Source organism: Brucella sp. HL-2, assembly GCF_025846885.2.
Taxonomy (GTDB): Bacteria; Pseudomonadota; Alphaproteobacteria; order Rhizobiales; family Rhizobiaceae; genus Brucella; species Brucella quorumnocens.
Genome location: NZ_JAOYTK010000002.1, coordinates 249,067 through 273,493, shown reverse-complemented (window position 1 = coordinate 273,493; position 24,427 = coordinate 249,067). Strand labels below are relative to the sequence as shown.

The following is a 24,427-nucleotide window of genomic DNA, read 5'->3' as shown; positions in this document are numbered from 1 at the left end:
TTTCGTTTCATTTGTGCGATTTATCGCACATATATCTTTTCATAAAGTGCGGAATAATGCACAATAAGCTTTATGAAAGAAGCGCCTGTCTCAACGATCGAAACAAGCCCGTCACCCGCCAGCAATCGCCGGACATGGTGGATATTTGGTGTGATTTGCGCTGCCATTTTCGCAATGGCTTTCTGGTTTGTTGGCAATGCGGCGCGCGATCGTGCTTTGCTCTCATTGGGCGAACAGACGCGAATAGATGCTAATCTAAACACAGCCCTCCTCCGCACTGTTCTGGAGAAACAGCGTGCACTTCCATTGGTTCTATCCAAAGACAAAGAACTGGCGGATGCGCTTGCAATGCCAAGTGCGGTGGTTGTGGACCAGTTAAACCGTAAACTGGAGGCGCTCGCTGAAGGCACGCAAGCTGCTGTGATCTATCTTGTCGGCCTACACGGCTATGCGATATCGGCCAGCAACTGGCGCGAGCCTGACAGCTTTGTCGGCAACGACTATAAGTTTCGTCCCTATTTCAATGATGCTCTGAAAAATACCAATGCCGAATATTTTGCGCTCGGTAACGTTAGCCTTCGTCCAGGACTTTACATTTCGCGTCGGGTAGACGGGCCAAACGGACCGCTTGGCGTCGTTGTGGTGAAACTATCGTTCGATCAGCTGGAAAGCGATTGGAACGAAACCGGTCGCCCGACTTTTGTGACAGACAATAGAAATATCGTGCTGATCACGACCATGCCGTCTTGGCGGTTCATGACCATTGGTGAATTACAGCCTCAGAATGTCGAAACCATCCGTAATAGCCTCCAGTTTGGCAATGCGCCTTTGAAGCCATTACCACTATCGCTAAAGCCTGTGGCTGGCGATGATATGGTGCTGGTCGATGCCATTCTGCCCGGCTCGGCACGCAGCACGGACTTTCTGGCCATTCGCTCCCATGTGCCGAGCACACCATGGTTGATGTATAGCCTTGCTCCCATCAGGCAGCCGGTTGAAGCGGCTATGCGTGAAGCGCGCCTGATTGCCTTCATTCTACTTGCGAGCATCGCCACTGTTGCAGGTATCCTGTTGCGTCGTCGCCAACGTGTTGTTGCACGAATTGCCGATGCGCAACGCAGACAGATTGAGCTGGAGCAGCGAGTAGCGGAGCGGACTCGTGATCTCATCACAGCGCGTGACCGTCTCGAAGCGGAAATCGGCGACCACCATAAAACGGAGACCATGCTGCAAGGTGTTCAACAAGACCTCGTTCATGCAAACCGACTGGCTATTATGGGGCAAGTAGCAGCGGGTGTCGCACATGAAATTAATCAGCCCGTCGCGACAATCCGCGCTTATGCAGATAATGCCCGCACCTTCCTTGATCGAAAGCGCCTGGATGAAGCGGCTGATAATCTAACTGAGATTGCATCGCTTACGGAACGCATCGGAACCATTACGGGCGATTTGCGCGCGTTCGCTCGTAAAGGTCATCGTGCCTCCGAGCCTGTGCCGCTTGCACAAGTAGTTTCCGGCGCATTGGTGCTGCTTCGCAGCCGGTTTGCGGGAAGCATGGATCAGCTCAATATCGAACTGCCTGCGCCTGACCTCTGCGTAGCCGGACATTCAATTCGGCTTGAACAAGTGCTTATAAACTTGTTTCAAAACGCTCTGGAAGCTGTTGAAAATAAAGGCAATGAAGGTCACATAGAGGTTAGAACAAAAGCTCTGTCAAAAAGCGTTGTGCTCACAGTTTCTGATAATGGCCCCGGTATTCCGCAGCAAATTCTGGATAACCTTTTTACGCCGTTCAACACCTCTAAGGAACGGGGCCTTGGGCTTGGTCTGGTGATCGTCAAGGAAATTCTGACCGATTACGGCGGCAAGATTTCAGTGAAAAGCAGCGCGTATGGCACTCTATTCCGCGTGGAATTTAAGAAAGCATGATGAACATTCCAGTCATACTCGTCGATGACGACAAATCACTACGCCGTGCAACCAGACAGACATTGGAACTCGCGGGTTATGAAGTGTTGGATTTTGCTAGTGCCAGCGAAGCATTGGCCGCTATCAGCGGTTCATTCGAAGGGGTGATCGTTACAGATGTGCGAATGCCACAGATAGACGGGCTTGAGCTATTTGCCCGCATTCGTGAAATTGATCCCGATTTACCAGTTATTCTGATCACAGGTCACGGTGATATTCCTATGGCAGTTCAGGCCATTCAGGATGGCGCTTATGACTTTATTGCCAAGCCTTTCGCGACGGATAGGTTGGTTCACAGCGTTCTGAGAGCCGGAGAGCGGCGCAAGCTTGTTCTGGAAAACCGCAGTCTGCGTCAGATGGCCGATGAAGCGCAGAATGATATGCCGCTCATAGGCCAAACGCCTGCGATTGAAAATCTTCGCCGCACGATACGCGACATTGCCGACACGGATGTCGATGTGCTGATTGCAGGCGAAACCGGCAGCGGCAAGGAAGTTGTGGCTCAATTACTTCACGATTGGGGCCGAAGACGAAAAGGCAATTTCGTTGCACTCAACTGCGGAGCATTGCCTGAAACTGTGATCGAAAGCGAATTGTTCGGCCATGAGGCGGGAGCTTTCACCGGTGCTCAGAAAAAACGTGTTGGTCGTATTGAGCACGCGAGCGGCGGTACTCTGTTTCTTGATGAGATCGAAAGTATGCCAGCCGCAACACAGGTAAAGCTGTTGCGCGTGCTGGAAATGCGCGAGATTACCCCACTTGGAACCAATGAAATCCGGCCAGTTGATCTTCGCGTTGTCGCAGCGGCCAAGATTGATCTCGGCAGCCCCGACCAACGGGGTGATTTTCGCGAAGACCTCTATTATCGGTTGAATGTCGTCACACTGACCATTCCGCCCTTGCGCGAACGCCGCGAGGATATTCCCCTTCTTTTCTCGCATTTTCTTGCACGTGCTGCGCGGCGCTTTAATCGAGATATTCCCGTACTGGATGCCTCCACGCACCGACATCTCATGGAGCATAACTGGCCTGGCAATGTCCGTGAACTTGTGCATTTCGCGGAGAGATTTTCGTTGGGCGTGTCCGCTCCTGCCAAGTCTGCGCTGGTTCTGGATGAACAAGCAACGCTACCAAAGCGGCTTGAATTTTATGAAGCGACACTCATCCGCGAGACGCTTGCAATAAACAATGGCGATGTGCAGCAAACGCTCGAAGCCCTCGGCATCCCGCGTAAGACCTTTTACGACAAGATGCAGCGCCACGGCATAAATCGAGCGGATTACAAATCCAACGGCTAACACTTCCATTTATCGAGGTGCCGCGATCAGGTGGCCTGTTGATGCATGTTGCATAACGTCCATTTGAATGCCGTAAATTTCTTTAAGCTGTTCCGGAACCATAATGCCGGTCGGTGTCGATTGCGCGATGAGACGACCGCTGTGTAGTGCGAATACAGCATCGCAGAAACGCGAAGCCATATTCACATCGTGAAGTACGACGAATACACTCAGGTTCTTTTCATGCGAGAGTTTCTGCACAAGCGAGAGAACTTCAATCTGGTGAGCAATATCGAGCGCCGATGTCGGTTCGTCCAGCAGCAGGCATTCTGCATCCTGTGCGACCAACATTGCCAGCCAAACCCGCTGACGTTCGCCACCCGACAGCGTATCGACCATGCGATCCACGAAACGCGAAATACCCGTCAATTCGATGGCTTCATCGACCTTTTGACGGTCAATAGCGCTAAAGCGACCAAGAGCGCCGTGCCATGGATAACGGCCAAGTGCCACCAGCTCTTTAACCAACATGCCCGATGCTGCTGCTGTTTGTTGCGGTAGATAAGCGAGTTTGCGCGCAAACTCGCGATCACCCCAATCGTTCAAAGGCTTGCCGGCAAAACGCACTGTTCCTCCCGACGCGGGATGCTGACGGGCCAGAATTTTCAGAAGCGTCGACTTTCCCGATCCATTATGTCCGATGAGTGCCGTCAGGCTTGCCGCTGGGATCGACATGGTCAACGGCTGCAACAAGGTGCGCCCGGGAACTGCGAAGCTGACATTCTCAAGTTCGAACAATGCGGAAGTCATTAATTTATCCCGTTTTCGGATAGCAGCTGTGCGTTAAAACTATGTTTGGCCGGTTGATAGCAAAACATGACGAATATATACATGTTAAAATTGTTTCATCGGGAAAAATCCTATTGGGCTTCCATCCGCATATGAAAAGCCGCATCGAAGACGTCTGTTTGCTGGATGATCTTCATTATCGCGTCTGGAACGGCGCCATCGCGGATGTGTGGTCAGTCGAATGCGGTCCGGATGCGCGTGGAGAATATGTTTCGCAAGCCCCACGACTTTTTCTGGTGCTTGAAAGCCGTGGTGAACTGGCTATCAGGCCTGAGCAAAGCTCCCGTGCCATTGCACAAACCGCAGAGCAACCAAAACTTTGTTATATACCCGCTGGTATGACGATCTGGAGTCGCGTCACCAGACCGGGAAAGCTGAAACATCTTGATCTGCATCTCGACACCTGCGTGCTCCAACAGCGCTTTGGCAATGCGCTTGACGTTAATGCCATGGAGCGCCCGCGCCTGCTCTTCTCCAACACAAAGATAGAACAGATCGGCACTCTGCTTGCTGAAGAATGCCTGTCTGACGCGCCATTGCATGGGCTATATGGCGAAGGACTGATCAATGCGCTTGTCAGCGAGCTGTTTGAAGCGCGCCCCGAACAGGCAGCACGCACGAGCAAGCTTTCTCCGTGGCAGCTGCGCCGTGTCACTGATTTCATCGAGGATAATTATTATCGCATTATCCGCCTTCAGGAGCTGGCTTCACTGGCAGAGTTGTCAGAATCCTATTTCTGCAGCGCATTCAAAGCATCAACCGGCGTTTCACCTCATGCATGGCAGATGAAGCGGCGCATTGAACATGCGCAGTTATTTCTCCTGCAGCCTCGTGCTTCTCTGCCTCATATAGCGGCTGTCACCGGCTTTTCTGATCAGGCCCATTTTACACGCGTATTCAAGAAGTTGACCGGTATCACGCCAGCCGCATGGTTACGTTTGCAATCATAAAACGATCCTGTGGCTGTTTCGTCATATTAGCGAAATATCGTTCAATCTAGCAGAATATCGATCAATCTTCGCGATATATCCTGATGTAAATACTCATATTAACTTGCAACTTGATCAAAGTTCGCAATGATTGTGCCTGAGAATATACCCGGAGAGGAAACTCTCGCGTTACGCAGGCACTTATCAATTTACATGAGGGGCCATAGCCGTATGACAATATCGATGAAGCAAAAAATGATGATGCTGTTGGCAAGCGGAACGGCTCTCGCCCTGCTTCCACTCACAGGCGCGTCGACTTACGCACAGGATGCTGACACATCGATCCGTCTTGATACAGTTGTCGTACAAACTGGCAGTGGCAAACCATCGGATGGCACTGCACCGGTAGAAGGCTTTGTTCCGGCTGCAACGACCACAGGCTCGAAAAGCAGTGTGGCGATCGAAAAAATCCCACAGTCTGTTTCTGTCGTTGGGCGCGATCAAATGGACGCTATTGGCGCACAGAAGCTTGATGAAGCTTTGCGTTACACGCCGGGCGTACTTAGCCAGCCTTTCGGCGTCGATAACGATACGAACTGGATTTACATTCGCGGTTTTGAAGCGACGCAGTACGGCACCTACCTGAATGGCCTTCAAAACTTCAGCTATGGTTTCGGTGGCTTCCTTATTGATAGCTTCGATATAGAGCGCATCGATGTTCTGCGAGGTGCTTCTTCAGCACTTTATGGCGGCACCAATCCAGGTGGTATCGTCAACTATATCAGTAGACGTCCGACCGGTGAGCGCATCCGCTATCTGGAAGCTGGCATTAACAGCTATGGTAACGGTTATCTCGGCTTCGATATCGGCGACAAAGCTACCGAAACCGTCAATTACCGCATCAACGGTAAGATTCAGGGTGGCGACAACTACACTGACTATTCCAAGGAATTCCGCGGCGTCATTTCACCGAGCATTGAATATAAGCCGGATGAAACAACGCGTCTGACCATTCTGGCCAATTATACGCATCTCGACCTGACACATGATGGCGGCGGTTTCCTCCCATATTATGGTACAGTCGTTCCTACCGAGTTCGGCAAGATCTCGCGTAAGACAAATCTGACTGAACCAGATCTGGACGATTATAAGCGAGAGCAAGGCCAGATCGGTTATGAATTCGAACACCAATTCGACAATGACTGGACCATTCGCCAGAATGTTCGCTACGGCTTTGCGCATGTCAAAGAGCATAGCCTTTATGCATATGGCTATAATTATCTCCCACAGCCTGCTCCCGGCGATCCGAATGTCTCGCGCATCAACTTCAAACACGACACGACTGTGCATACGTTTCAGGCCGATAATCAGCTTGAAGGTGCTGTGACTACTGGCGCTCTGACTCATAATTTGCTGTTCGGCGCTGAGTACCGTTACTTCCGCATCAATCAGATGCAGCAAACAGGCGGTGCGACGCCGATCAATCCGTATGATCCTGTTTATGGTGAGCCACAGGGGCCGATGTGGGACCCTTACATCGATCAGGATTTGCGACGTCATCAGCTCGGCGTCTATGCGCAAGATCGTATCGAATTTGGTGATGGCTGGATTGTGACGGCGAATGGTCGCTACGATTATGTCTGGACCGATGCGACCGGTCTGCCCGCCTATGAGTATAATACAGGTCGCCTTTCTGGCCGTGCCGGTGTGGGGTATCAGTTTGACAACGGTCTCACGCCTTATCTGAGCGTTGCAACTTTCTTCAATCCGATCATCGAAACGCTTTATGACGGCAGCTATGCCCAGCCAGAAACAGGCACGCAGTATGAAGTCGGCGTGAAATATCGCCCCGAACTCTTCGATGGTCTTATTACGGCATCGCTGTTTGATCTGACCAAAGAAAACGCACTGACCGGCAGCAGCTTCGCTCGCGAACAGCTTGGCAAGGTCAATTCGCGCGGTTTCGAGCTGGAAGTTCAGGCAAACATCACCGATGCATGGAAACTGACAGCTTCAGTGACCGCTTATGATTTGAAGATCAAAGAGAACCAGAGCAATGAAGCACTCGTTGGCAAGAGACCATATCTTTTGCCTGAACAACAGGCTTCGGTCTTTGTTGAATACAAGGTGCCGGAAGGCAAGCTGGAAGGTGTAACTCTGGGTGGCGGTGTCCGCTATGTCGGTTCCTCTTATGCAGACGAAGAGAACACGCTAAAAGTGCCAGCTGTTGCCCTCGCCGATTTGAAAGTCGGCTATGAAAAGGACAATTGGGGCATTGATCTCAACGTCACGAACCTGTTCGACAAGAATTATGTTGCCGGATGTCAGGGTGTCTTCGTCTGCGGATATGGCGAAGGCCGTAAGGCGCTTCTGAAGGTTCATACCAAGTGGTAAAATAGAAATCGGATTAAAACTAGATAAGCAAAACGCCCTAAATTGCCATATTCAGGGCGTTTCTTTTATTTCATATATTACAAATAGATAATAAGTTTTCCTAAAAGATCAATTCAGGACAAACTCAGCAATCATCCGGCGGCGGAAAACATCCCGTCACCTGATGAACCTGCCTGTACCGCATGAAGGCGTTTGTAGCGTCCATTCTTTACAGACAGAAGTTCAGCATGACTGCCCTGCTCGACAATCTGACCACCCTCGACAACCATTATTCGATCTGCGTTGACGATGGTGGCAAGCCGGTGCGCGATTACCAGCGTCGTGCGACCTACGGAAAGCTCCGACAAAGATTGCTGGATCGCGCGTTCAGTTTCCGTATCAAGTGCAGAAGTTGCTTCATCGAGGATCAGGATCGGTGGGTTGCGCAGGAAAATGCGCGCGATCGCGAGACGTTGCTTCTGTCCACCAGATAGCTTGACGCCACGTTCGCCGATAACCGTGTCATAGCCTTCTGGCATTGCAGCAATGACCGCATCAAGACGCGCACGACGAGCGGCATCGGCAATGTCCTGATCGCTTGCGTCCAGGCGACCATAGGCAATGTTTTCGCGTATTGTTCCTGCGAACAGAAAGACATCCTGACTAACAATTCCGATATTGGAACGCAGCGATTTCAAGGTCATATCGCGAATGTCGATGCCGTCGACCAGAACGGCCCCACCGCTGACTTCGTAAAACCGCGGTAACAACGAGCAAATCGTCGTCTTGCCTGCCCCGGACGAACCAACAAAAGCGATTGTTTCGCCCGCACTGATAGCCATGTTCAGGCCATCGAAAATCGGTCGCTCTGAATTATAACCGAAGCCTACATCGCGGTATTCGATATCACCTTTGAGGCGTGCAACCGATTTCGCATTCGGACGATCGGCGATATCAGGACGTGTATCCAGAAACTGGATATAGCGTTGAAAACCGGCAATACCCTTCGGATAAGTCTCGATAACCGAATTGATCTTATCGATAGGGCGGAAAAAGACATTGACGAGCAACAGGAAGCCGACAAATCCGCCAGCAGTCAGCTCGCCGCGCAAGACAAACCAGGCACCGGCAAGCATAACAACGACCTGCACAAAGCGCATGGAGAGATAAGATAGCGACATAGAGGCTGCCATGATCTTGTAGGCGGCGAGCTTTGTTTTCTGATAGTTCTCGTTGCTTTCCGCAAAGAGTTTGCGTTCATGGTCTTCATTGGTGAAGGCTTGCACGACGCGGATGCCACCGACATTTTCTTCGATACGGGCGTTAAAATCGCCGACACGACGATAGAGCGCATGCCATGTGGTGGTCATGCGGCCACCGTAGCGCAGCGTGACATAAGCACAAAGAGGCACGATAACCGCTGTGATTAACGCCAATGGAACGTGAACCCACATCATCAGGCAGAACGCACCAATCAGCGTCATGATAGCGATGAACAGATCTTCCGGTCCGTGGTGGGCGACTTCGCCGATCTCCTCGAGATCCTTGGTCAATCTGGCAACCAAATGGCCGGTTTTCTGATTATCGAAGAAGCCGAAGGACAGCTTTTGCAAATGGTCGAAAGCCTTACGGCGCATCTCGGTCTCGATATTGATGCCGAGCATGTGTCCCCAATAGGTCACGATAACCTGAAGAAACGCATTGAGCACGTAAATCCCCAGCAAACCTATGGCTGCCAGTGAAATAAGGCCGAGCTGGCCAGTTGGCAGCAGCCTGTCGATGAAGAGCGTTACTGCAATCGGAAAGGCAAGTTCCAGAAGACCCGCGGCCACAGCACTTGAAAAGTCCAGTACAAACAAACCGCGATGCGGTCGGTAATAGCTGGCAAAGCGTTTCAACAAATCGGCCATGGCATGGCTCCTTCTATTCACAATTAGTAGGGTGCCTAGCGCATTCCGTTTGCGAGTGAAAGGTTATTATGACCTCCGGGATCGGCATTCTTTTGGTAAGGACATTTTTCGATAGAGTGGGCGGCGTTTGATTGTATTTCTACCGCTCACTCTAGATTCCGCTTACTTTAGCCAGCCATGAAACCAACGGCATCCTTGTGCCAATAACCGGCAACAAGTGTACTTTCCCTACTCTTACCGAGTGTTTGTCGCCAATACTGTCGAACAATCTTGGCCTGATCCGCCTCGCCCGCAAACCAGCCGAAACTATCCGGGCCTTCTGGCCATTCTGCTTCGCAGAGAACTTGCGTCAATTTTTCTGCAGCACGTTTCTGATCTGAATCCACAATCCAGTCGACGGAAACACCTTGTGGATGCTGCAAAGTTTGTATGTCTTTTTCACTATCGACTGCGATGATAACGCGACCCGTCACGTCTGCGGAAAACTCCTCAAGCATACGTCCAATAGCTGGCAATCCGGTCGCGTCGGCACCAATGAGATAACGGGCTGCCTGGCGCAGCGGACGGCCCACAGGTCCCATCAGGCCGATAGTGTCGCCAATCTGCGCGCCTTTAGCCCACTTGCAGGCCAAGCCTTCCACTTCATGCAGATAGAAGTCGATTTCGATCCAGCCCGCATGAATATCCAAATCACGGATCGTATAGGCACGTGATGCCGGTTTGCGCGCTTCATCGGGCCAGAACGGCAGGCCGTTTGGTCCCATGATAGGCCATACAGGCTGAGATACCTCTTCTGTTGGAAGCAGCAAGCGAACATGCATTGCGCCAAAAAGTGAAAACCGCTTCAAATCTTCACCGGCCAGCCGCACGCGCAACATATGCGGTGTGAACAGGCTCGTCGACAGTACACGCATCAACCGAAACTGTGGCAAAACCTGTTCGCCTGCATGATCGCCTTGCCACACAATCTCCGGCGCTTCTTCTTTGGTGTAGAGCTTGATCGCCACCGCCGCGAGGTCTTTCAGACGATGCAGGCCGATATCCTCATCAGCGAAAAGCGAAACGCGATAACCGCTATCAGCGGCATCGATTTCGATTCGGCCGAAATCGTAACCGAATGAATGGCGACCTTCATGACTACCATATTGCGCCTGATAGGAATGCAGCCGATCAATAATGTTCGGCAGATAGGCTTCACCGTTTTGAAGGCTAATATGGGAATGGCTTGTCAGCTTGGAGGTCGGTACTGATGACATCTTAGACACGGCTTTTCTCAATCTTTTCTTTCCACAATCTCATAGCATAAACATGAGTATTCTGGAAAAGTTTATCATTTTGATTAAGGCTTGTTAGGGAATGGCAGGCGAGGCAAATCGCCTCGCCTGCTGCAAAGTTACCCGCCGATGCGACCGGTGATGGCGACCTTAAAAGTACGCCCCTTTGCCTGTTCGATATCCGTGCTGGTAGCCCAGCCAGTCTGTGCATCCGTATAGGCTTTGTTGAAGAGGTTATCGACGCCGAAGTCGAGCTTCACATTGTCCGTAACCTGCCAGTTGGCAAAGACATTTACGAGATCCACGCGCGGATAGACTTTGACGCCGCCTGTTGTAAGCGCGCGATTGACCTTGCCCACACTTTCATATTCGACACCGTAGACGAGCTTTTCCTCAAACGCCTTCAGGCCGAGCGTTGCACTAAGGTTGTTGAGCGGTGTGTTGCTTAGGCTTTCGCCTTTGTAGACGCCATCCTTCATTTCCGCGTCGGTGTAAGAAGCTGCGAGGTTCACGTAGCCCCACCAGTTGTCATAGGTGCCTTCAAGCTCAACCCCGCGCAGACGTGCATCGCCGACATTCTCAGATGTCGTCACGCTGCCGGTCTTGACGGTGTTGATGTAATTCTTGACGTCTGTATGGAAGAAGTTGAGCTTGGCGCGGACCTGATCGCCTGCATCCAGAATGCCGTCCTGGCGAAGATTGACACCGAATTCATAAGAGGTTGCGACTTCAGGCTTCAAGAGAAGGTTCGGTTCATATCCCGAACCGTGCGCTCCGTTCTGCCTGAACATATCTTGCATGTGGGGAACTCGATAACCCTGCGAATAAAGGCCGTAGAACTGAACGCCATCCCACGGTGTTACACCGACACTGAAACGCGGAGAAACACGATTGCCATCAACGCTGACGTCTTCCGAAGGCAGAACATTGGTGGCCTTGGTCGTGCCGTCGAGACGATAGCCATCGTAACGGAGGGCACCGATCAGCTCGAGCCACTTCTGATAATCGCCCTGCCACTGAATAACACCGCCATAAGCCTGTTGTTCACCGTTGCCGAAGTTGTCGGTGTCGGATTTACCGCGCATCTTATAATAATCAACGCCATAGGTAAGCGTATGGCTCATGGTCGTCGTTTCAAAGCGCGAGCTGTTATAGGCGCGGAAACCGGCTGTCGAAACGTCGTAATAACGCGTCTTGCCGATACTGGCCTTTGGCCAAACCTGATACTGATCATTGTCGGTGTCGCTGTAATAGGCATTAACCGACAGGTCCCAAAACGGATTATCGTCAGGCTTATAGGTGTAGTTGCCGGTATAGGTGCTGACGATCGTTTCGGCATTATAACGCGACAATGTGCTGGATGTTGATCCGCTGCTGCCTGTCATGATGTCGTTATATTTCTGACGCTGGAAACCGAGTTTTACTTCGTGACCATCGGCCGGGCGGATCGTGACTTTGCCCAGACCGCTGACGACGCGTTCTCCTGTCCAGCGGACAACATCGCCATCGCCATTCTTATAGGCATCACTATCACGATAGTTGATATTGCCAATGACATCGAAATTTGGGTTTAAGCGATAGGCGCCAACTGTGCTGGTCATCCAACCGTTTCCGTTACTTTCGTAACGCAGCTTTTCACTCAACGCCCAGGTTTCGTCGTCGCGCAGGAAATCGCCGGCATCTTTGGTTTCAAAGGCGACAAGACCGCCGATACCCCCAGAACCATAGGCATTGGAAACAGGCCCGCGAATAACCGTTACCTGTTTGAGCATTTCCGGGTCAATATAGAATGAACCTGAGCCGTGACCGACGCGCCAATAGTCCTGACGTGCGCCGTCAATCGTTACTGCGACACGGCCATATTCCTGAAGGCCGCGAATATTGATGGATGTCGCCGGATCATCACCATTCAAAGAGGCATGGACACCTGGTGTCGAACGGAAAATATCAGCGGCAGTAGTTGCCTGAATGCGATCCAGCTGCTGCTGCGTGATGACACTCGTTGATGCCTTCGCATCAATAGCGGCCTGGTTCTGAATATTGGGTGAAATGGTGATTGTATCGAGCTGAAGTGCCTGCTCTTTCTTTTGAGCTTGCTGTCTTTCCTCAGCTGTCTTCTGATTCTGAGCAGTCTGCCCAAAAGCGGGCATCGCAATCAGGAGACTTAAACCAATTGCTCCACTCAAAACTGTTGTTTCCAACAGATAGCTGCCAAGTCTCGACTTCATTTTCATTGCAACCCCCGAATTGGCCATCACCGCCATGTCACTAAGATGATAAAAAGACTCATATTAATTGGAGGCTATATTAATCCTGATATTATGAGTCAACTTTAATTATATGAATGGGGATAAGGGGTGCGCGCAGGTTGTGAAATGTGAGGCATTGCGTGGCTTTAATCGATTAAAGAATACAGCGTTAAGTTTGCCGGGTTAAGTCATACCTGATGCCAAATAGTGTAATTTTTTGCAGAATGGTGAAATAATTACACTATGTAAGTTGGGTAATGAAGACGTTGCAATTAAAGCTTGGTAGCTATTTTGCATCAACACTTAAATGTACATTAATTTCAGTAATTTCTGAAAATTAGAGCTGAATATTAAGGGGTTGCTTTTTGATCGCTTGCGGTTATTGTCGGCTCCACTTGGAGGAGGATCGAGCCGCCCCAGCGCGTTTATCGCTGCGGGGCGGTCTCTTTTTTTGAGCTATTCATAAATGCATAACTGCCTTGCAGCATCGCCTCTTGTAAGTGGCGGGCCTCGCTCCTATTTTGGGCTTGTTCAGTTTCACTCCTCCTCCCAGAAATTGAACGCGAAGCGCGGCACTCCTCCTCCCAGTCGCGCTTTACAGATCAGCCCGTTGCACACTCCTCCTCCCAGTGCAGCGGGCTTTCTTGTTTTTAAAGCACGTCCGAAGATCTGTGAAATGCCTACGCGCTGCGTAGATTCAATAGTTTGGAGCGTGCTTATGTAGCGCCCAAGTGAACACACGGCGCTTTATCCCTCTGCACTTCCCGAGTCTTTTCAATCAGTTTTCTTTTGCGGAGCGATATCTGTCTTCTGTTCTTGTGCGAGAAGAGACCAGGCAGCGATAAACATGGCAGCGATCATCGGACCAACGACAAAGCCATTAATTCCCACCAGCGAAATACCGCCGATTGTCGAGATAAGCACGACAAAGTCGGGCATGCGCGTACCTTTACCAACCAGCGGGGGGCGCAAGAAGTTGTCGATCAGGCCAATCACGAAAACGCCTACGAATATCAGAACTGCTGCCTTTATCCAGATGCCGTTGACCATGAACCAGATGGCGGCCGGTCCCCATACGAGAGAAGCGCCGACAACCGGAAGCAGTGAGAAAATCGTCATCATCACGCCCCAAAGCAATGCCGCCTCGATGCCCAGAAACCAGAAGGTCAAGCCGCCAAGTGTTCCTTGAATAAGCGCAATGATGATGTTGCCTTTAACCGTGGCGCGAATAACCGCAGTGAACTTTTCCAGAATTTGGCCGGTATATTCTTCGCTAAGAGGAATTGTTTGGCGAATTTTGGCACCCAGCTCAGCGCCATCGCGGAACAGGAAAAACAGCAGATAAATCATGATGCCGAAGCTTATGAAGAACTGGAGCGTGTTTTGGCCCAGACTCACCAACCGGCCAGCAAAGATCTGACTGCCCTGCAAAATGGCGGATGAAATGCGCGAACGCCATTCAGCAAAACTGCCGAGTTCAAAACGAACCATCCATTCTTCAAGTGAGTCAGGCAACGCTCCTAATATGCTGGTGATGTAGCTATTGAGATCAAACTCACGCGTACTGAGCCGCTGATAGAGCGAGTTGCCTTCCTGAACCAGCGATCCAAAGATCAAAAGCGTTGGAATGATCACCAGACAAATACACATCAACACCGACAACAGCGCGGCAACATTGCGTCGGCCATTCAGAACTCTCAGCAACCATTGTTGAACAGGGTAGAAAATGACCGCGAGGATGACGCCCCAAAGCACTGCGGAATAATACGGAATAAGCAGCCATGCGAAGGCTATAGTGACCAGAGCCAGAAGAATGTAGAAGCTTACGCGCTGGACGGACATGAGATCTCTTCAGTCTGGAGTTGGCATCAAACGTGAGTGCAATTCAATTTGCATCCAACAAACCCTAAATCATTTGAGCCAAAAGTGCGAAGCGGTTTCGTGGAAGACGAATACGTTAAAACAAATAGATAGCGTGGTTTCAACGATTCAATATTGAATGAGATCATTCCCCTGATTGGGCATGTGACGTTTGCAGGAAATGATCAGGGGCAAGCCGTTATAATGAAGTATTTTATCCCTTTCTAATAAGCATTGTGACCACGCTACTTCCATATTGTTTATGATGATAATTAATATTGTTGACAATTTTTAAGATGTGGCGTTCAATCCATCATGCTCTTCTCCATCAAACGAGAGAGGGGTGATTTAAACAAGGGGAATAAAAATGTTTAACAGACGCGCAGTTATTAAAACTGCGGCGCTGGGCGCCGTGTCACTTTTTGCGCTCATGTCCGCCAATGCCTCCCAAGCAGCAGACAAAGAACTCAAAATCGGCTTTGTCGGTGTAACGAGTGGACCGGCTGCATCATGGGGTACTTCCAACGTTCGTTCGATGCAGGTACGTGCCGATTGGCTCAATGAGTCCGGTGGTGTGAAAATCGGTGACGATACTTACAAAATTAATATCGTCACATTCGATGATCAGAAAGATCCAAAACGCGCCATCGCTGGCATGGAAAAAATGGCTCAGGAAGGCGTACATTACGTTGTCGGGCCTAATGTCGATGACGGCGCAGCCGCTGTTCGTCCAGTCGCCGAGTCCAAAGGGATTATTTACTTCCCTTATTCATTCCCGAAAGAACTTTACACGCCGCCAGCATCCAATGCCGTTCTTGGTATGATCGCTAACTATCAGTCAGGTCCGGCGATCTATAAATATCTCAAGGACAATAAGGGCATTAAGAGCGTTGCGTTCGTCGCCGCCAATGAATCTGATCCACTGAGCCAGCGCGATAGCGGTATTGAGGCTGCCAAAGCTCTTGGCCTTGAAGTGGTCTCTACCAGCGACGCTTATCAGAACGACACACGTGACTTCACGCCGGTTCTGACGCCAATTATCATGCAGAAGCCTGATCTTCTCGTTCTTTCTGGCGTTGCGCCCGGGAATGCGCCTCTTTTGATCCGTGCTGCACGTGAACTCGGTTACGAAGGCTTCATTTCAACCGAAACCGCACAGGATGCCAAGGTTCTTGAAGAAGGCGCGGGCGAGCTCGCGAATGGCTTCATTTCCGTAGGCGGTGCTTCTACGCCAGAAATCGCGTCTGACACCATGAAGGAATTCGTTGATCGCTACACCAAAGCCTATGGCGAGTATAATGACGAGTCCAACACCAAGGTTTATGCGCTCGATTACATTATCGAAACGATCAAAGCCAATCCGGCAGCAATCGATGATGTCAAAGAATTCATGAAGACCATGGATACCTTCTCGGCAAAGAACCCTTTCGTGAAGGGTGATGACGCGAAGCTGACTTATGTTGGCACAACGTCATTTGGTCAGAAGCGCCAGATCGGCATTCCTATGGTTGTGACAGAATACAAGGACGGCAAGTTCGAAACGCTGTTTGTGGCGCAGGTCGACTAAACGACAGCGCTTAAAACAATTGCCTGATGCGGTGTCGATATATTCCGCATCAGGCCTCCCAACCATAAAGAACTGTCACGGAGGCTTTGGCGTAGCCCTGTCTCCGCAGGGGGAGTCTGCCTTCATGGAACAAATTATAGCCAATGGGCTGTATCTTGGTGCGCAATATGCACTGATCGCGTTAGGTTTGACGCTGATCTTCGCTCTGATGAACGTCCTCAATTTCGCGCACGGCCAGATGTATGTGCTCGGCGGATTCGTCACTTACACGATCTATGGCCAGCTTGGATTACCATTTGTCGTGGCATTGCTCGCTTCAGCAGTCACATTGATGATTGTGGGCGCGTTGATTGAGAAGCTGTTGTTCAGACCCGTTATTAAACGAAGTCTGCGAGATGAAAGTACGATGCTGCTTGCAGCGGCGGTCGCGTTCTTTCTTGATGCAATTATCCTTCTACTCTTTGGCGAAAAGCAGCGTGGCGTACCGAAAATCATAAACGGTGTCTTCGTTTCTGATTGGCTGATAATGCCTTATGACCGCATGTTGATCGGCGCGCTCGCCGTCATCTTCATCGCAGCTTTCGTTCTCTTTATGCAATTCACGAAACCCGGTCGCGCCATGCGCGCGCTCGCTCAAGACCGCGTAGCTGCGCAGTTGATGGGTGTGAATGTTGACCGTTACTCCATGATCGGCTTCGCAATGGGGGCTATGCTGGCAGGCCTGGTCGGTGGTCTGTTGGTCGCCATTACCGGTGTTAATTCAGGCATTGGTGGAGCAATTTCCATCAAGGCTTTCATGATGGTGATGATTGGTGGCGCAGGTGTCGTCAGCGGTGCAATTGCCGGTGGCTTCATCCTTGGCATGTTGGAGTCGGTCGGCCTCACCGTGCTGCGCCCTTACGGTGATATCACCTATCTCGTCATCTTTGCCGGACTGATGGTCTTCCTCAGTCTTCGCCCGAATGGGCTTATGGGCAAACCTTGGGGTTGATGGGGGCAATCATGACAAAGACAACAAAAATTCTCGGTGTCGTTGCCTTTCTCGCACTCGTGCTAATTGGCATTCCGCTGCTCATCGAAGTGACCGGACGTAGCGACCTCTATTATACCCTGACCTCGGTAGCTCTGTTATCTATCGTCAGCGGTGGTGTGTGGCTTACCTTCTACATTGGCCGCATCAATATCGGTCAGGGTGCCTATGCACTGATGGGGGGCTATGTCTCGGCCATTCTTATGGTCAAATACGGCGTTTCTTTCTGGCTGACACTACCGTTGGCCGGTCTGTTCTGCGCCTTCGCCAGCATCCTTATCGGCATTCCGATCCTGCGACTGCGCGGCGTTTACTTCGCCATGGTCACTCTGGTGCTCACAGAAGTTGCGCGTCTGCTGGCAATGGCCCTGCCAATCACCAATGGTGCGAAAGGCATGGTAAGCATTCCGATGCCCGGTGGCATATCAATATTCGGTCTGACCATTTTGCCCGATTTCGCAACGCTACAGAACCCGCGTGCAGCTTTCTATTATGTGTCGGTTGTATTGATGGTGCTGTGCTTTGCCGGACTTTATCGGCTTATTCATTCGCGTATTGGCGGGCTTTGCCAGTCGCTGCAACAGAATGAAGAACTCGCCTCCTCCATTGGCGTCAACATCACCTATCTGCGCGTACTGGCCTACGCCATTTCCTCTTTCCTTGGCGGTCTTGGGGGCGCGATGTTTGTGGCAATCTCGCAGTCAATCTATCCGTCAAGCTTCACCGTCACGGACTCCGTTAACTTCATGCTCAACTGCTTCCTTGGCGGCCTTGGCTATGTTTTCGGTCCCATCATCGGCACATTTGTTCTCTATTTCGGTTGGGATTTCCTGTTCCAGACCGGAAAGTTCCAGCTCCTTATCTTCTCAAGCCTGTTGATCATTCTGATGCTGTTCCTGCCTAACGGCCTGCTCAGCCTTCGGCTGACTGGCAAGAAAGGATCGAGATCATGAGTGCACTTCTAGAAATTAAAGGGCTGACTAAGCGTTTTGGTGGACTTGTGGCGGTCAACGACGTTTCCTTCTCGGTCAAGGAAAAGGAAATTCTATCGGTGATCGGACCGAACGGTGCGGGAAAGTCGACCCTTTTCAAGCTGATCGCGTCCTTTATCACACCGACTACTGGCGAAGTTCGCTTTAAAGGTGAACGTATATCGGGGCTTGCTCCGCATATTGTTGCCCGTAAAGGCGTGGTTCGCACATTTCAGGAAACAACTATCTTCAAAGGCATGACGGTGCGTGACAATGTGATTGTCGCTCATCATTTGCGCGCCAAAGCAAGTTTCCTCGGATGTTATGTCGGCACGGGGCTGGCTCGACAAGATCAGGAGGAGTTTGGCCGCTCTGCGGACGAAATTCTGGATTTTCTTGGACTTGGCAGTCAGCGCAATGAAGTTGCGCAGAACCTCCCACATGGCCATCTTCGCGCACTTGGCATTGCGATCGGACTGGCAACGGAGCCTAAAATCCTGCTGCTTGATGAACCTTTTGCGGGCATGAACCACGACGAAACCGTCAAGGCGGTGGAAATGGTGCGCGCGGTGCGAGACCGTGGCGTTACCGTTCTTCTCGTTGAGCACGATATGCCAGCCGTCATGAATATCTCCGACCGGATCGTTGTCATCAATTTCGGTCAGAAGATTGCGGAAGGCACGCCCAAGGAGATTCAGGAGAACGAGAAAGTCATCGAGGCCTATCTTGGCGCAGAAGATGAAACGATTGGATACTGATCATGACAGAGCTTCTGAAAGTTACTGATGCTGAACTCTATTATGATCACGTCTATGCCCTCAAAGGCGTTTCGCTAACGGTCAACCAAGGCGAAACAGTCGCCCTAATTGGTGCGAACGGTGCTGGAAAATCCTCAATTCTGCGAGCGATTACAGGGCTGAACAAACTGCGCAAAGGCGAGATTTATTTCGAAGGACGTCGTCTTGATGGCACCCGTTCGGATACGATTGTTGAAATGGGTATCGCTATGGTTCCGGAGGGACGCCGTGTCTTTCCTTATATGAGCGTACGCGACAATCTCTTGATGGGGGCTTTTACGCGATCCGGTAAGGCGGAAATTGCCAACACGCTGGAAATGGTGATGGGCCGCTTCCCTCGTCTTAAAGAACGCTACTCGCAAGCAGCTGGCACTATGAGTGGCGGTGAACAGCAGATGCTCGTCATCGGGCGCGCGCTGATGGCAAAACCTAAGTTGTTGCTTCTTGATGAACCATCACTGGGCGTCGCACCTAAGCTGGTGCAGGACATCGCTCGTTCAATCGTGGCCATCAATCGTGATGAAAAAGTGAGTGTTCTGCTCGTAGAGCAAAACTCGCGCATGGCGCTTCGTATCTCACAGCGGGCTTATGCGCTCACCACCGGCAAGATTGTGCTCTCGGGTAATTCAGAAGAGCTTATCTCAGACGAGCGCGTGAAGAAACTCTATCTGGGGGGCGAAATCTAATTCGCGACACCAGATCAGCAGCCGTGTCTTGGGGGTATGCACGGCTGCTCGAATTCGGCTTAGAGGCAATGCTGTGCCTATAGAGGCAATGCTGTGCCTAAAGCATTTTCGGAAATCAAGATCAAGATTTCCTTTTAAAATAACAACTTGAAGCGTGGAGCGGAATTTATAATCGCTGTGCGCTTCAAGCCATCAACAACGATAAAAAAAGATGGTTTGAGGAAATGGACATACTTGTCGTCAACCCGAATACGACCGCTTCCATGACGCGGAAGATCGGCGAAGCTGCGCGCAGCGTAGCAATGGCCGATACCAATATCATAGCCGTCAATCCCAAGGACGGCCCACCCAGCATAGAAGGTTATTTCGACGAGGTATTTGCAATTCCTGGCTTGATCGGAGAAATGCGGAAGCATTCGTCGGCTGATGCTTGCATCATAGCTTGTTTCGACGATACGGGATTAGATGCTGCACGTTGTGCCAGCACAATGCCTGTGATTGGCATTGGTGAGGCTGCGTTCCACACGGCGAGCCTGATTTCAGGCAAGTTCAGTGTAGTGACCACCCTCTCCCGCTCGGTGCCTGCAATCGAGCATAATCTGGTTCGTTATGGCTTGGCGACGCGTTGCACTCGTGTAAGAGCCAGCGATGTTGCCGTTCTGGAATTGGAAGTTCCCGGCTCAGATGCGAGAAAGCGAATTTCTGAAGAGATAGCGCGTGCAATTCGGGATGATCATGCTGAAGCAATTGTGTTGGGCTGTGCGGGCATGGCCGATCTCGCTGCGTCCTTATCGCAAGAACATGGTTTGCCGGTGATTGATGGCGTGACGGCTGCAGTCAAACTCTGTGAAGGGCTGGTAAGCTTAGGTTTGAAGACATCCAAACGAGGCGGATACCTTCCGCCACGGACGAAGGCCTTTGAAGGAATATTTGAACCATATTCACCAGGCCGGTGAATTGCGCATAAAGACGGAGCGGTTCCAGTGACTGAGGGTTGGCGGGAGCCGCTTTGTCTAACCTATCGATCCCATGTTGTAGATCAAATTGCCGAATTTGTTGACAATTATTGAGGTGAGTTCGATATGTACGTGAGAAGCTCTGCGTGTTCGTAGAGTTTCCAGCGAACTGAATAACCTGGCAACCGGACACAAATGAATTTTTTTGGCTCTAACGCACCAGACACAACTGATAACGGCAATAGCAATGGGGGCGCGCGCTGGCACTCCGTTTATCAAGGCCTGCGTGACGCAATAGTTGGCCATCAGTTGCTGCCCGGCACCAAACTGCCGGAAGATGAGCTGGCAACGATATATTCTGTCAGCCGTGCAGTCGTGCGATCAGCCCTACAGGCGCTCTCGCATGATCGACTTGCGCGCCTTGAACCCAATCGCGGCGCATTTGTTGCAGAACCCTCGCGGGAAGAAGCGCGAGAAGTGTTTGAGGCTCGGACACTGATTGAGCCCGAAGTCGCAGCACTTGCAGCCAAGGTGGCAACGGCAGAGGATATTGCCAAGCTTCGCAAACATCTGGATGATGAACACGCGGCGCTTCATGCTGGCCGCGACAGCGATGCAATCAGGCTTTCGGCACGCTTTCACCTTGATCTTGCAGAGATTGCGGGACATTCCATTCTGGCGGGTTTCGTTGCAGAGCTGTTGCCGCGCTCATCGCTTATCATTGCGCTTTATTGGCAGCGCCGGGAAACGACCTGTGAAAGCCATGCGCATAATGCGCTTGTTGACGCTATTGAGCAGCATAAAGTTGAAGAAGCTGAATCCCTGATGAAGACGCATATTCTGGACCTACTTGCCGGCCTCAATCTTGATCGCATGGAAAAAGAGCAGAAGCGCCTCTCCGATATTCTCCGTTAAATAAAAAGGCTGATCTTTGATCAGCTTTTTTATCAGACTTAAAGCATTTGCCGCAAAATCGCGAAGCAGTTTTGCATAAGGATAATGCGTAAAAACAAATAGTTAGAGCAGATTCAACGAACAAGCTTTGCTCTAACGCGGAAAACGTTGATTTTCCTCCAGAACATTCAGATCCATATGATTGCGCATATAGCGTTCTGATGCCTTCTGTAATGGTTGATAATCCCATGGATAGTAAGCACCGTTGCGGAGTGCTGGATAAACCACATGGCGGCGCGCCTGGCTTGCCCGTACCTGGCTATCATAAAGTTCAAGGTCCCAGCGTTGCGCGGCTTGGCCCGAAAGTCGCTCTAGTGTTTCTTTATGTTCAGGCGAAGCAGCCAGATTTTTTAGTTCATCCGGATCATTGACAAGGTTGAACAATTGCGGCGGGTCAAATCGGCAAAGATTCAACTTCCACTCGCCTTCCCGCAAAGAAACCATCGGCGCGATGGTGCCCTCAGCGGCATATTCCATAGGCACTGCGCCACGCGGCTGCACACCTGAAGCAACATCGATAAGCGATACACCGTCCGTCCACGGCATGATGCCTTTAAGGTCTATACCCGCGAGATCAGAAAGCGTTGGCAGCACATCAAGCGTGGAGACGGCTTCTCCTACCAATCCCGGCGTTAACTGGGGTGCGGCAATCATCAGCGGTACGCGTGCAGAGCCTTCAAAGAAGTTCATCTTGAACCACAGACCACGTTCCCCTAGCATATCGCCATGATCGGAAGTGAATACGATCAGTGTGTTCTGGCTCATACCGCACCGCTCAAGCACATCAAGCAGATTGCCAATCTTGTCATCGACATAGGAGATATTGGCAAAATATGCCTGCCGAGCGGCTCTTATCTGCTCGCTAGTAATATCATAGTCTTCGGCCTTACAGGCGCGCAGCAGACGCTCGCTGTGTGGGTCGATTTCGCATTCCGGCAAAGGCCCAATTTTCGGATCAAGCTCTGGAATATTTGCATAAAGATCATGGAAACGTTTGCGGGCGACATAGGGGTCGTGCGGATGTGTGAAGCTCACGGTCAAACACCAGGGGCGTTCATCATGACCACGCGCAAGATCGTAGAGCTTGGCTTCTGCCTGATAGGCGACTTCATCGTCATATTCGAGCTGATTGGTGATTTCTGCCGTTCCAGCACCGGTGATCGAGCCAAGATTATGATACCACCAGTCAATACGTTCGCCCGGCTTGCGATAATCAGGTGTCCAGCCAAAATCAGCAGGATAAATGTCTGTCGTCAGGCGCTGTTCAAAGCCGTGCAACTGATCCGGGCCGACAAAATGCATTTTTCCTGATAGGGCCGTCTGATAACCCGCATTGCGCAAATGGTGCGCATAGGTCGGAATTTCGGACGAAAACTCCGCTGCATTGTCATAGACGCCGGTTCGGGAAGGCAGTTGTCCCGACATGAACGATGCGCGTGCCGGAGCGCATAACGGGCTTGCTGTGTAGCAATTTGCAAAACGCACCGAGCGCTCGGCTAGTTTGCGTAAGTTCGGCGTGTGCAGAAATTCCGCGGGGCCATCAGGAAAGAAAGTTCCGTTCAGCTGATCAACCATCAGAACGAGGATATTCGGCTTTTTCATTTGGCTGTGACCATAAATTAAAAGAAATCAACGCAGAGCGGCGGACGCTGAAAACGCCCGCCGAAAAAGAATGCTTAGAGCATTTCCAACAAAAGTGCGTGAGCCTTCTGCGTTGGATAATGCGTAAAAGCAAACCGATAGAGCGGCTCCAACAATTCAGTCTTAACTGGAACTGCTCTAGCGGATTTTACAGGCCAAGTTTTGCCTTTACCGCTGCCGCTCCTGGTTCGCCTTTGAAGGTGGTGACACCCTCGAGCCACTTATCGATATGCTCCGGATTAGCCTTCAGCCATGCGGTAGCCGCCGCTGGACCTTCGGTCCCTTCATTCAGGATCTTGTCCATCACCTCATTTTCAATATCGACAGTGAAAACGAGCTTCTTGAAAAAGTTCGCTGCATTCGGGCATTCGCCCGCCCAGCCAGTGCGCGACAGCGTATAAACTTCCGCGCCACCATAGTTCGGGCCGAAATAATCATCACCACCAGACAGATATTCAATATTGAGCTTGGTGTTCATCGGATGCGGCGCCCAAGCCAGGAAGACCACCCATTGCTTGTCCCGGTTTCTACGATCAACCTGCGCAAGCATAGCCTGTTCGCTCGATTCTACGATCTTCCAGCCATCGAGCTTGAACTTCTTGTCTTCGATGATTTTCTGAATGTTCTGATTGGCCGGGGCGCCCGGCTCAATGCCATAAATTTCTTTACCAAATTTGTCGGCGTGAGCCGCGAGATCTGCAAAGTCCTTCACGCCGTCTTTGGCGACATAATCTGGTACAGCCAGAGTAAATTTTGCGCCTTCAAGGTTCTTGACCAGTACTTCAGCAGCCTTGGCGCTATCGAGGTCATCGCGGAACTTCTGTTGCGCTGGCATCCAGTTGCCAAGGAACACATCGGTGTTGCCAGTTTTAAGGGCCTCATAACCAATGGGCACCGACATCGTTTTCACGTCGGCCTTATAGCCCAGACCGTCGAGCAGTACGCTGGCGATGGAATTTGTTGAGGTAATATCTGTCCAACCCGGATCAGAAAGACGTATAGTTTCGCACTTTGCAGAATCTGCTGCAGAAGCCACGCCCGTAAGCCCCGTGAACGCTGCCAGTGCAAGTGTCGTCAGTTTGAGATAGCGCATTCATTTTCCCCTGTTTGGCTCTGACGAAATCCGATCCATAAAA

The 24,427-nt window shown here is 51.0% G+C and carries 18 protein-coding genes; 11 read left to right on the top strand and 7 right to left on the bottom strand.

All coding sequences use genetic code 11. The features are described from left to right. Window positions 1–72 precede the first annotated feature (72 nt). Window positions 73–1,929, top strand: a complete 1,857-nt coding sequence (locus OIV19_RS04425; protein ID WP_264230788.1) for an ATP-binding protein — start codon at window positions 73–75, stop codon at window positions 1,927–1,929. Beyond that, window positions 1,926–3,266 carry a sigma-54-dependent transcriptional regulator gene (locus tag OIV19_RS04420; protein ID WP_264230787.1) on the top strand — a complete coding sequence of 447 codons (1,341 nt, stop codon included), beginning with the start codon at window positions 1,926–1,928 and terminating at the stop codon, window positions 3,264–3,266. The genes OIV19_RS04425 and OIV19_RS04420 overlap by 4 nt, the downstream gene beginning before the upstream one ends. A 9-nt stretch (window positions 3,267–3,275) precedes the next feature. On the opposite strand, the gene OIV19_RS04415 is transcribed toward OIV19_RS04420, so the two are convergent. After that, window positions 3,276–4,055 (bottom strand): ATP-binding cassette domain-containing protein, encoded by a 780-nt coding sequence (locus OIV19_RS04415; RefSeq protein ID WP_264230786.1) that lies wholly within the window; start codon window positions 4,053–4,055, stop codon window positions 3,276–3,278. Window positions 4,056–4,186: 131 nt separating this feature from the next. On the opposite strand from OIV19_RS04415, the gene OIV19_RS04410 reads away from it, so the two are divergent. Both OIV19_RS04410 and OIV19_RS04405 read left to right on the top strand, forming a co-directional pair. After that, window positions 4,187–5,044, top strand: coding sequence for a helix-turn-helix transcriptional regulator (locus tag OIV19_RS04410; RefSeq protein ID WP_235901771.1), 858 nt, complete (start codon window positions 4,187–4,189; stop codon window positions 5,042–5,044). A gap of 210 nt (window positions 5,045–5,254) precedes the next feature. After that, entirely contained in the window at window positions 5,255–7,417 is a 2,163-nt protein-coding gene (locus tag OIV19_RS04405) for a TonB-dependent siderophore receptor (protein ID WP_264230785.1), read from the top strand. Between the two features lie 131 nt (window positions 7,418–7,548). On the opposite strand, the gene OIV19_RS04400 is transcribed toward OIV19_RS04405, so the two are convergent. The 4 genes from OIV19_RS04400 to OIV19_RS04385 form a co-directional block, all read right to left on the bottom strand. Next, window positions 7,549–9,306 (bottom strand): ABC transporter ATP-binding protein, encoded by a 1,758-nt coding sequence (locus OIV19_RS04400; protein ID WP_191793240.1) that lies wholly within the window; start codon window positions 9,304–9,306, stop codon window positions 7,549–7,551. 167 nt (window positions 9,307–9,473) lie between these two features. Then, entirely contained in the window at window positions 9,474–10,562 is a 1,089-nt protein-coding gene (locus OIV19_RS04395; protein ID WP_264230966.1) for a siderophore-interacting protein, read from the bottom strand. A gap of 137 nt (window positions 10,563–10,699) precedes the next feature. Next, window positions 10,700–12,814 carry a TonB-dependent hemoglobin/transferrin/lactoferrin family receptor gene (locus OIV19_RS04390; RefSeq protein ID WP_264230784.1) on the bottom strand — a complete coding sequence of 705 codons (2,115 nt, stop codon included), beginning with the start codon at window positions 12,812–12,814 and terminating at the stop codon, window positions 10,700–10,702. A gap of 789 nt (window positions 12,815–13,603) precedes the next feature. Continuing rightward, the gene (locus OIV19_RS04385; RefSeq protein ID WP_151092252.1) at window positions 13,604–14,671 is read right to left on the bottom strand and encodes an AI-2E family transporter; all 1,068 of its coding nucleotides are present in this window, start codon (window positions 14,669–14,671) and stop codon (window positions 13,604–13,606) included. 385 nt (window positions 14,672–15,056) lie between these two features. Here OIV19_RS04385 and OIV19_RS04380 point away from each other — a divergent pair, with 385 nt between their 5' ends. The 7 genes from OIV19_RS04380 (at window position 15,057) to OIV19_RS04350 (ending at window position 21,611) form a co-directional block, all read left to right on the top strand. After that, on the top strand, window positions 15,057–16,256 hold the full coding sequence (locus OIV19_RS04380; protein WP_095444383.1) for an ABC transporter substrate-binding protein: 1,200 nt from the start codon (window positions 15,057–15,059) through the stop codon (window positions 16,254–16,256). A 124-nt stretch (window positions 16,257–16,380) separates the two neighbouring features. Continuing rightward, window positions 16,381–17,247 (top strand): branched-chain amino acid ABC transporter permease, encoded by an 867-nt coding sequence (locus tag OIV19_RS04375; protein WP_024896230.1) that lies wholly within the window; start codon window positions 16,381–16,383, stop codon window positions 17,245–17,247. Window positions 17,248–17,258: 11 nt separating this feature from the next. Continuing rightward, the gene (locus OIV19_RS04370; RefSeq protein ID WP_095445655.1) at window positions 17,259–18,239 is read left to right on the top strand and encodes a branched-chain amino acid ABC transporter permease; all 981 of its coding nucleotides are present in this window, start codon (window positions 17,259–17,261) and stop codon (window positions 18,237–18,239) included. Then, complete coding sequence (locus OIV19_RS04365; RefSeq protein WP_191793243.1) at window positions 18,236–19,015, top strand: ABC transporter ATP-binding protein; 780 nt, start codon at window positions 18,236–18,238, stop codon at window positions 19,013–19,015. The genes OIV19_RS04370 and OIV19_RS04365 overlap by 4 nt, the downstream gene beginning before the upstream one ends. A gap of 2 nt (window positions 19,016–19,017) precedes the next feature. Continuing rightward, entirely contained in the window at window positions 19,018–19,740 is a 723-nt protein-coding gene (locus OIV19_RS04360; protein ID WP_095444381.1) for an ABC transporter ATP-binding protein, read from the top strand. Between the two features lie 224 nt (window positions 19,741–19,964). Continuing rightward, window positions 19,965–20,696: an aspartate/glutamate racemase family protein gene (locus OIV19_RS04355; RefSeq protein ID WP_264230783.1), complete on the top strand. Its 732-nt coding sequence runs from the start codon at window positions 19,965–19,967 to the stop codon at window positions 20,694–20,696. Window positions 20,697–20,891: 195 nt separating this feature from the next. After that, a complete protein-coding gene (locus OIV19_RS04350; protein ID WP_151092246.1) occupies window positions 20,892–21,611 on the top strand; it encodes a GntR family transcriptional regulator in 720 nt (239 codons plus the stop codon). Between the two features lie 132 nt (window positions 21,612–21,743). Here OIV19_RS04350 and betC read toward each other — a convergent pair whose 3' ends face one another. Together betC and choX are read right to left on the bottom strand one after the other, a co-directional pair. Then, a complete protein-coding gene (gene betC, locus OIV19_RS04345) occupies window positions 21,744–23,252 on the bottom strand; it encodes a choline-sulfatase (RefSeq protein ID WP_264230782.1) in 1,509 nt (502 codons plus the stop codon). 187 nt (window positions 23,253–23,439) lie between these two features. Further along, window positions 23,440–24,384, bottom strand: a complete 945-nt coding sequence (choX, locus tag OIV19_RS04340) for a choline ABC transporter substrate-binding protein (RefSeq protein ID WP_264230781.1) — start codon at window positions 24,382–24,384, stop codon at window positions 23,440–23,442. Window positions 24,385–24,427 lie beyond the last annotated feature (43 nt).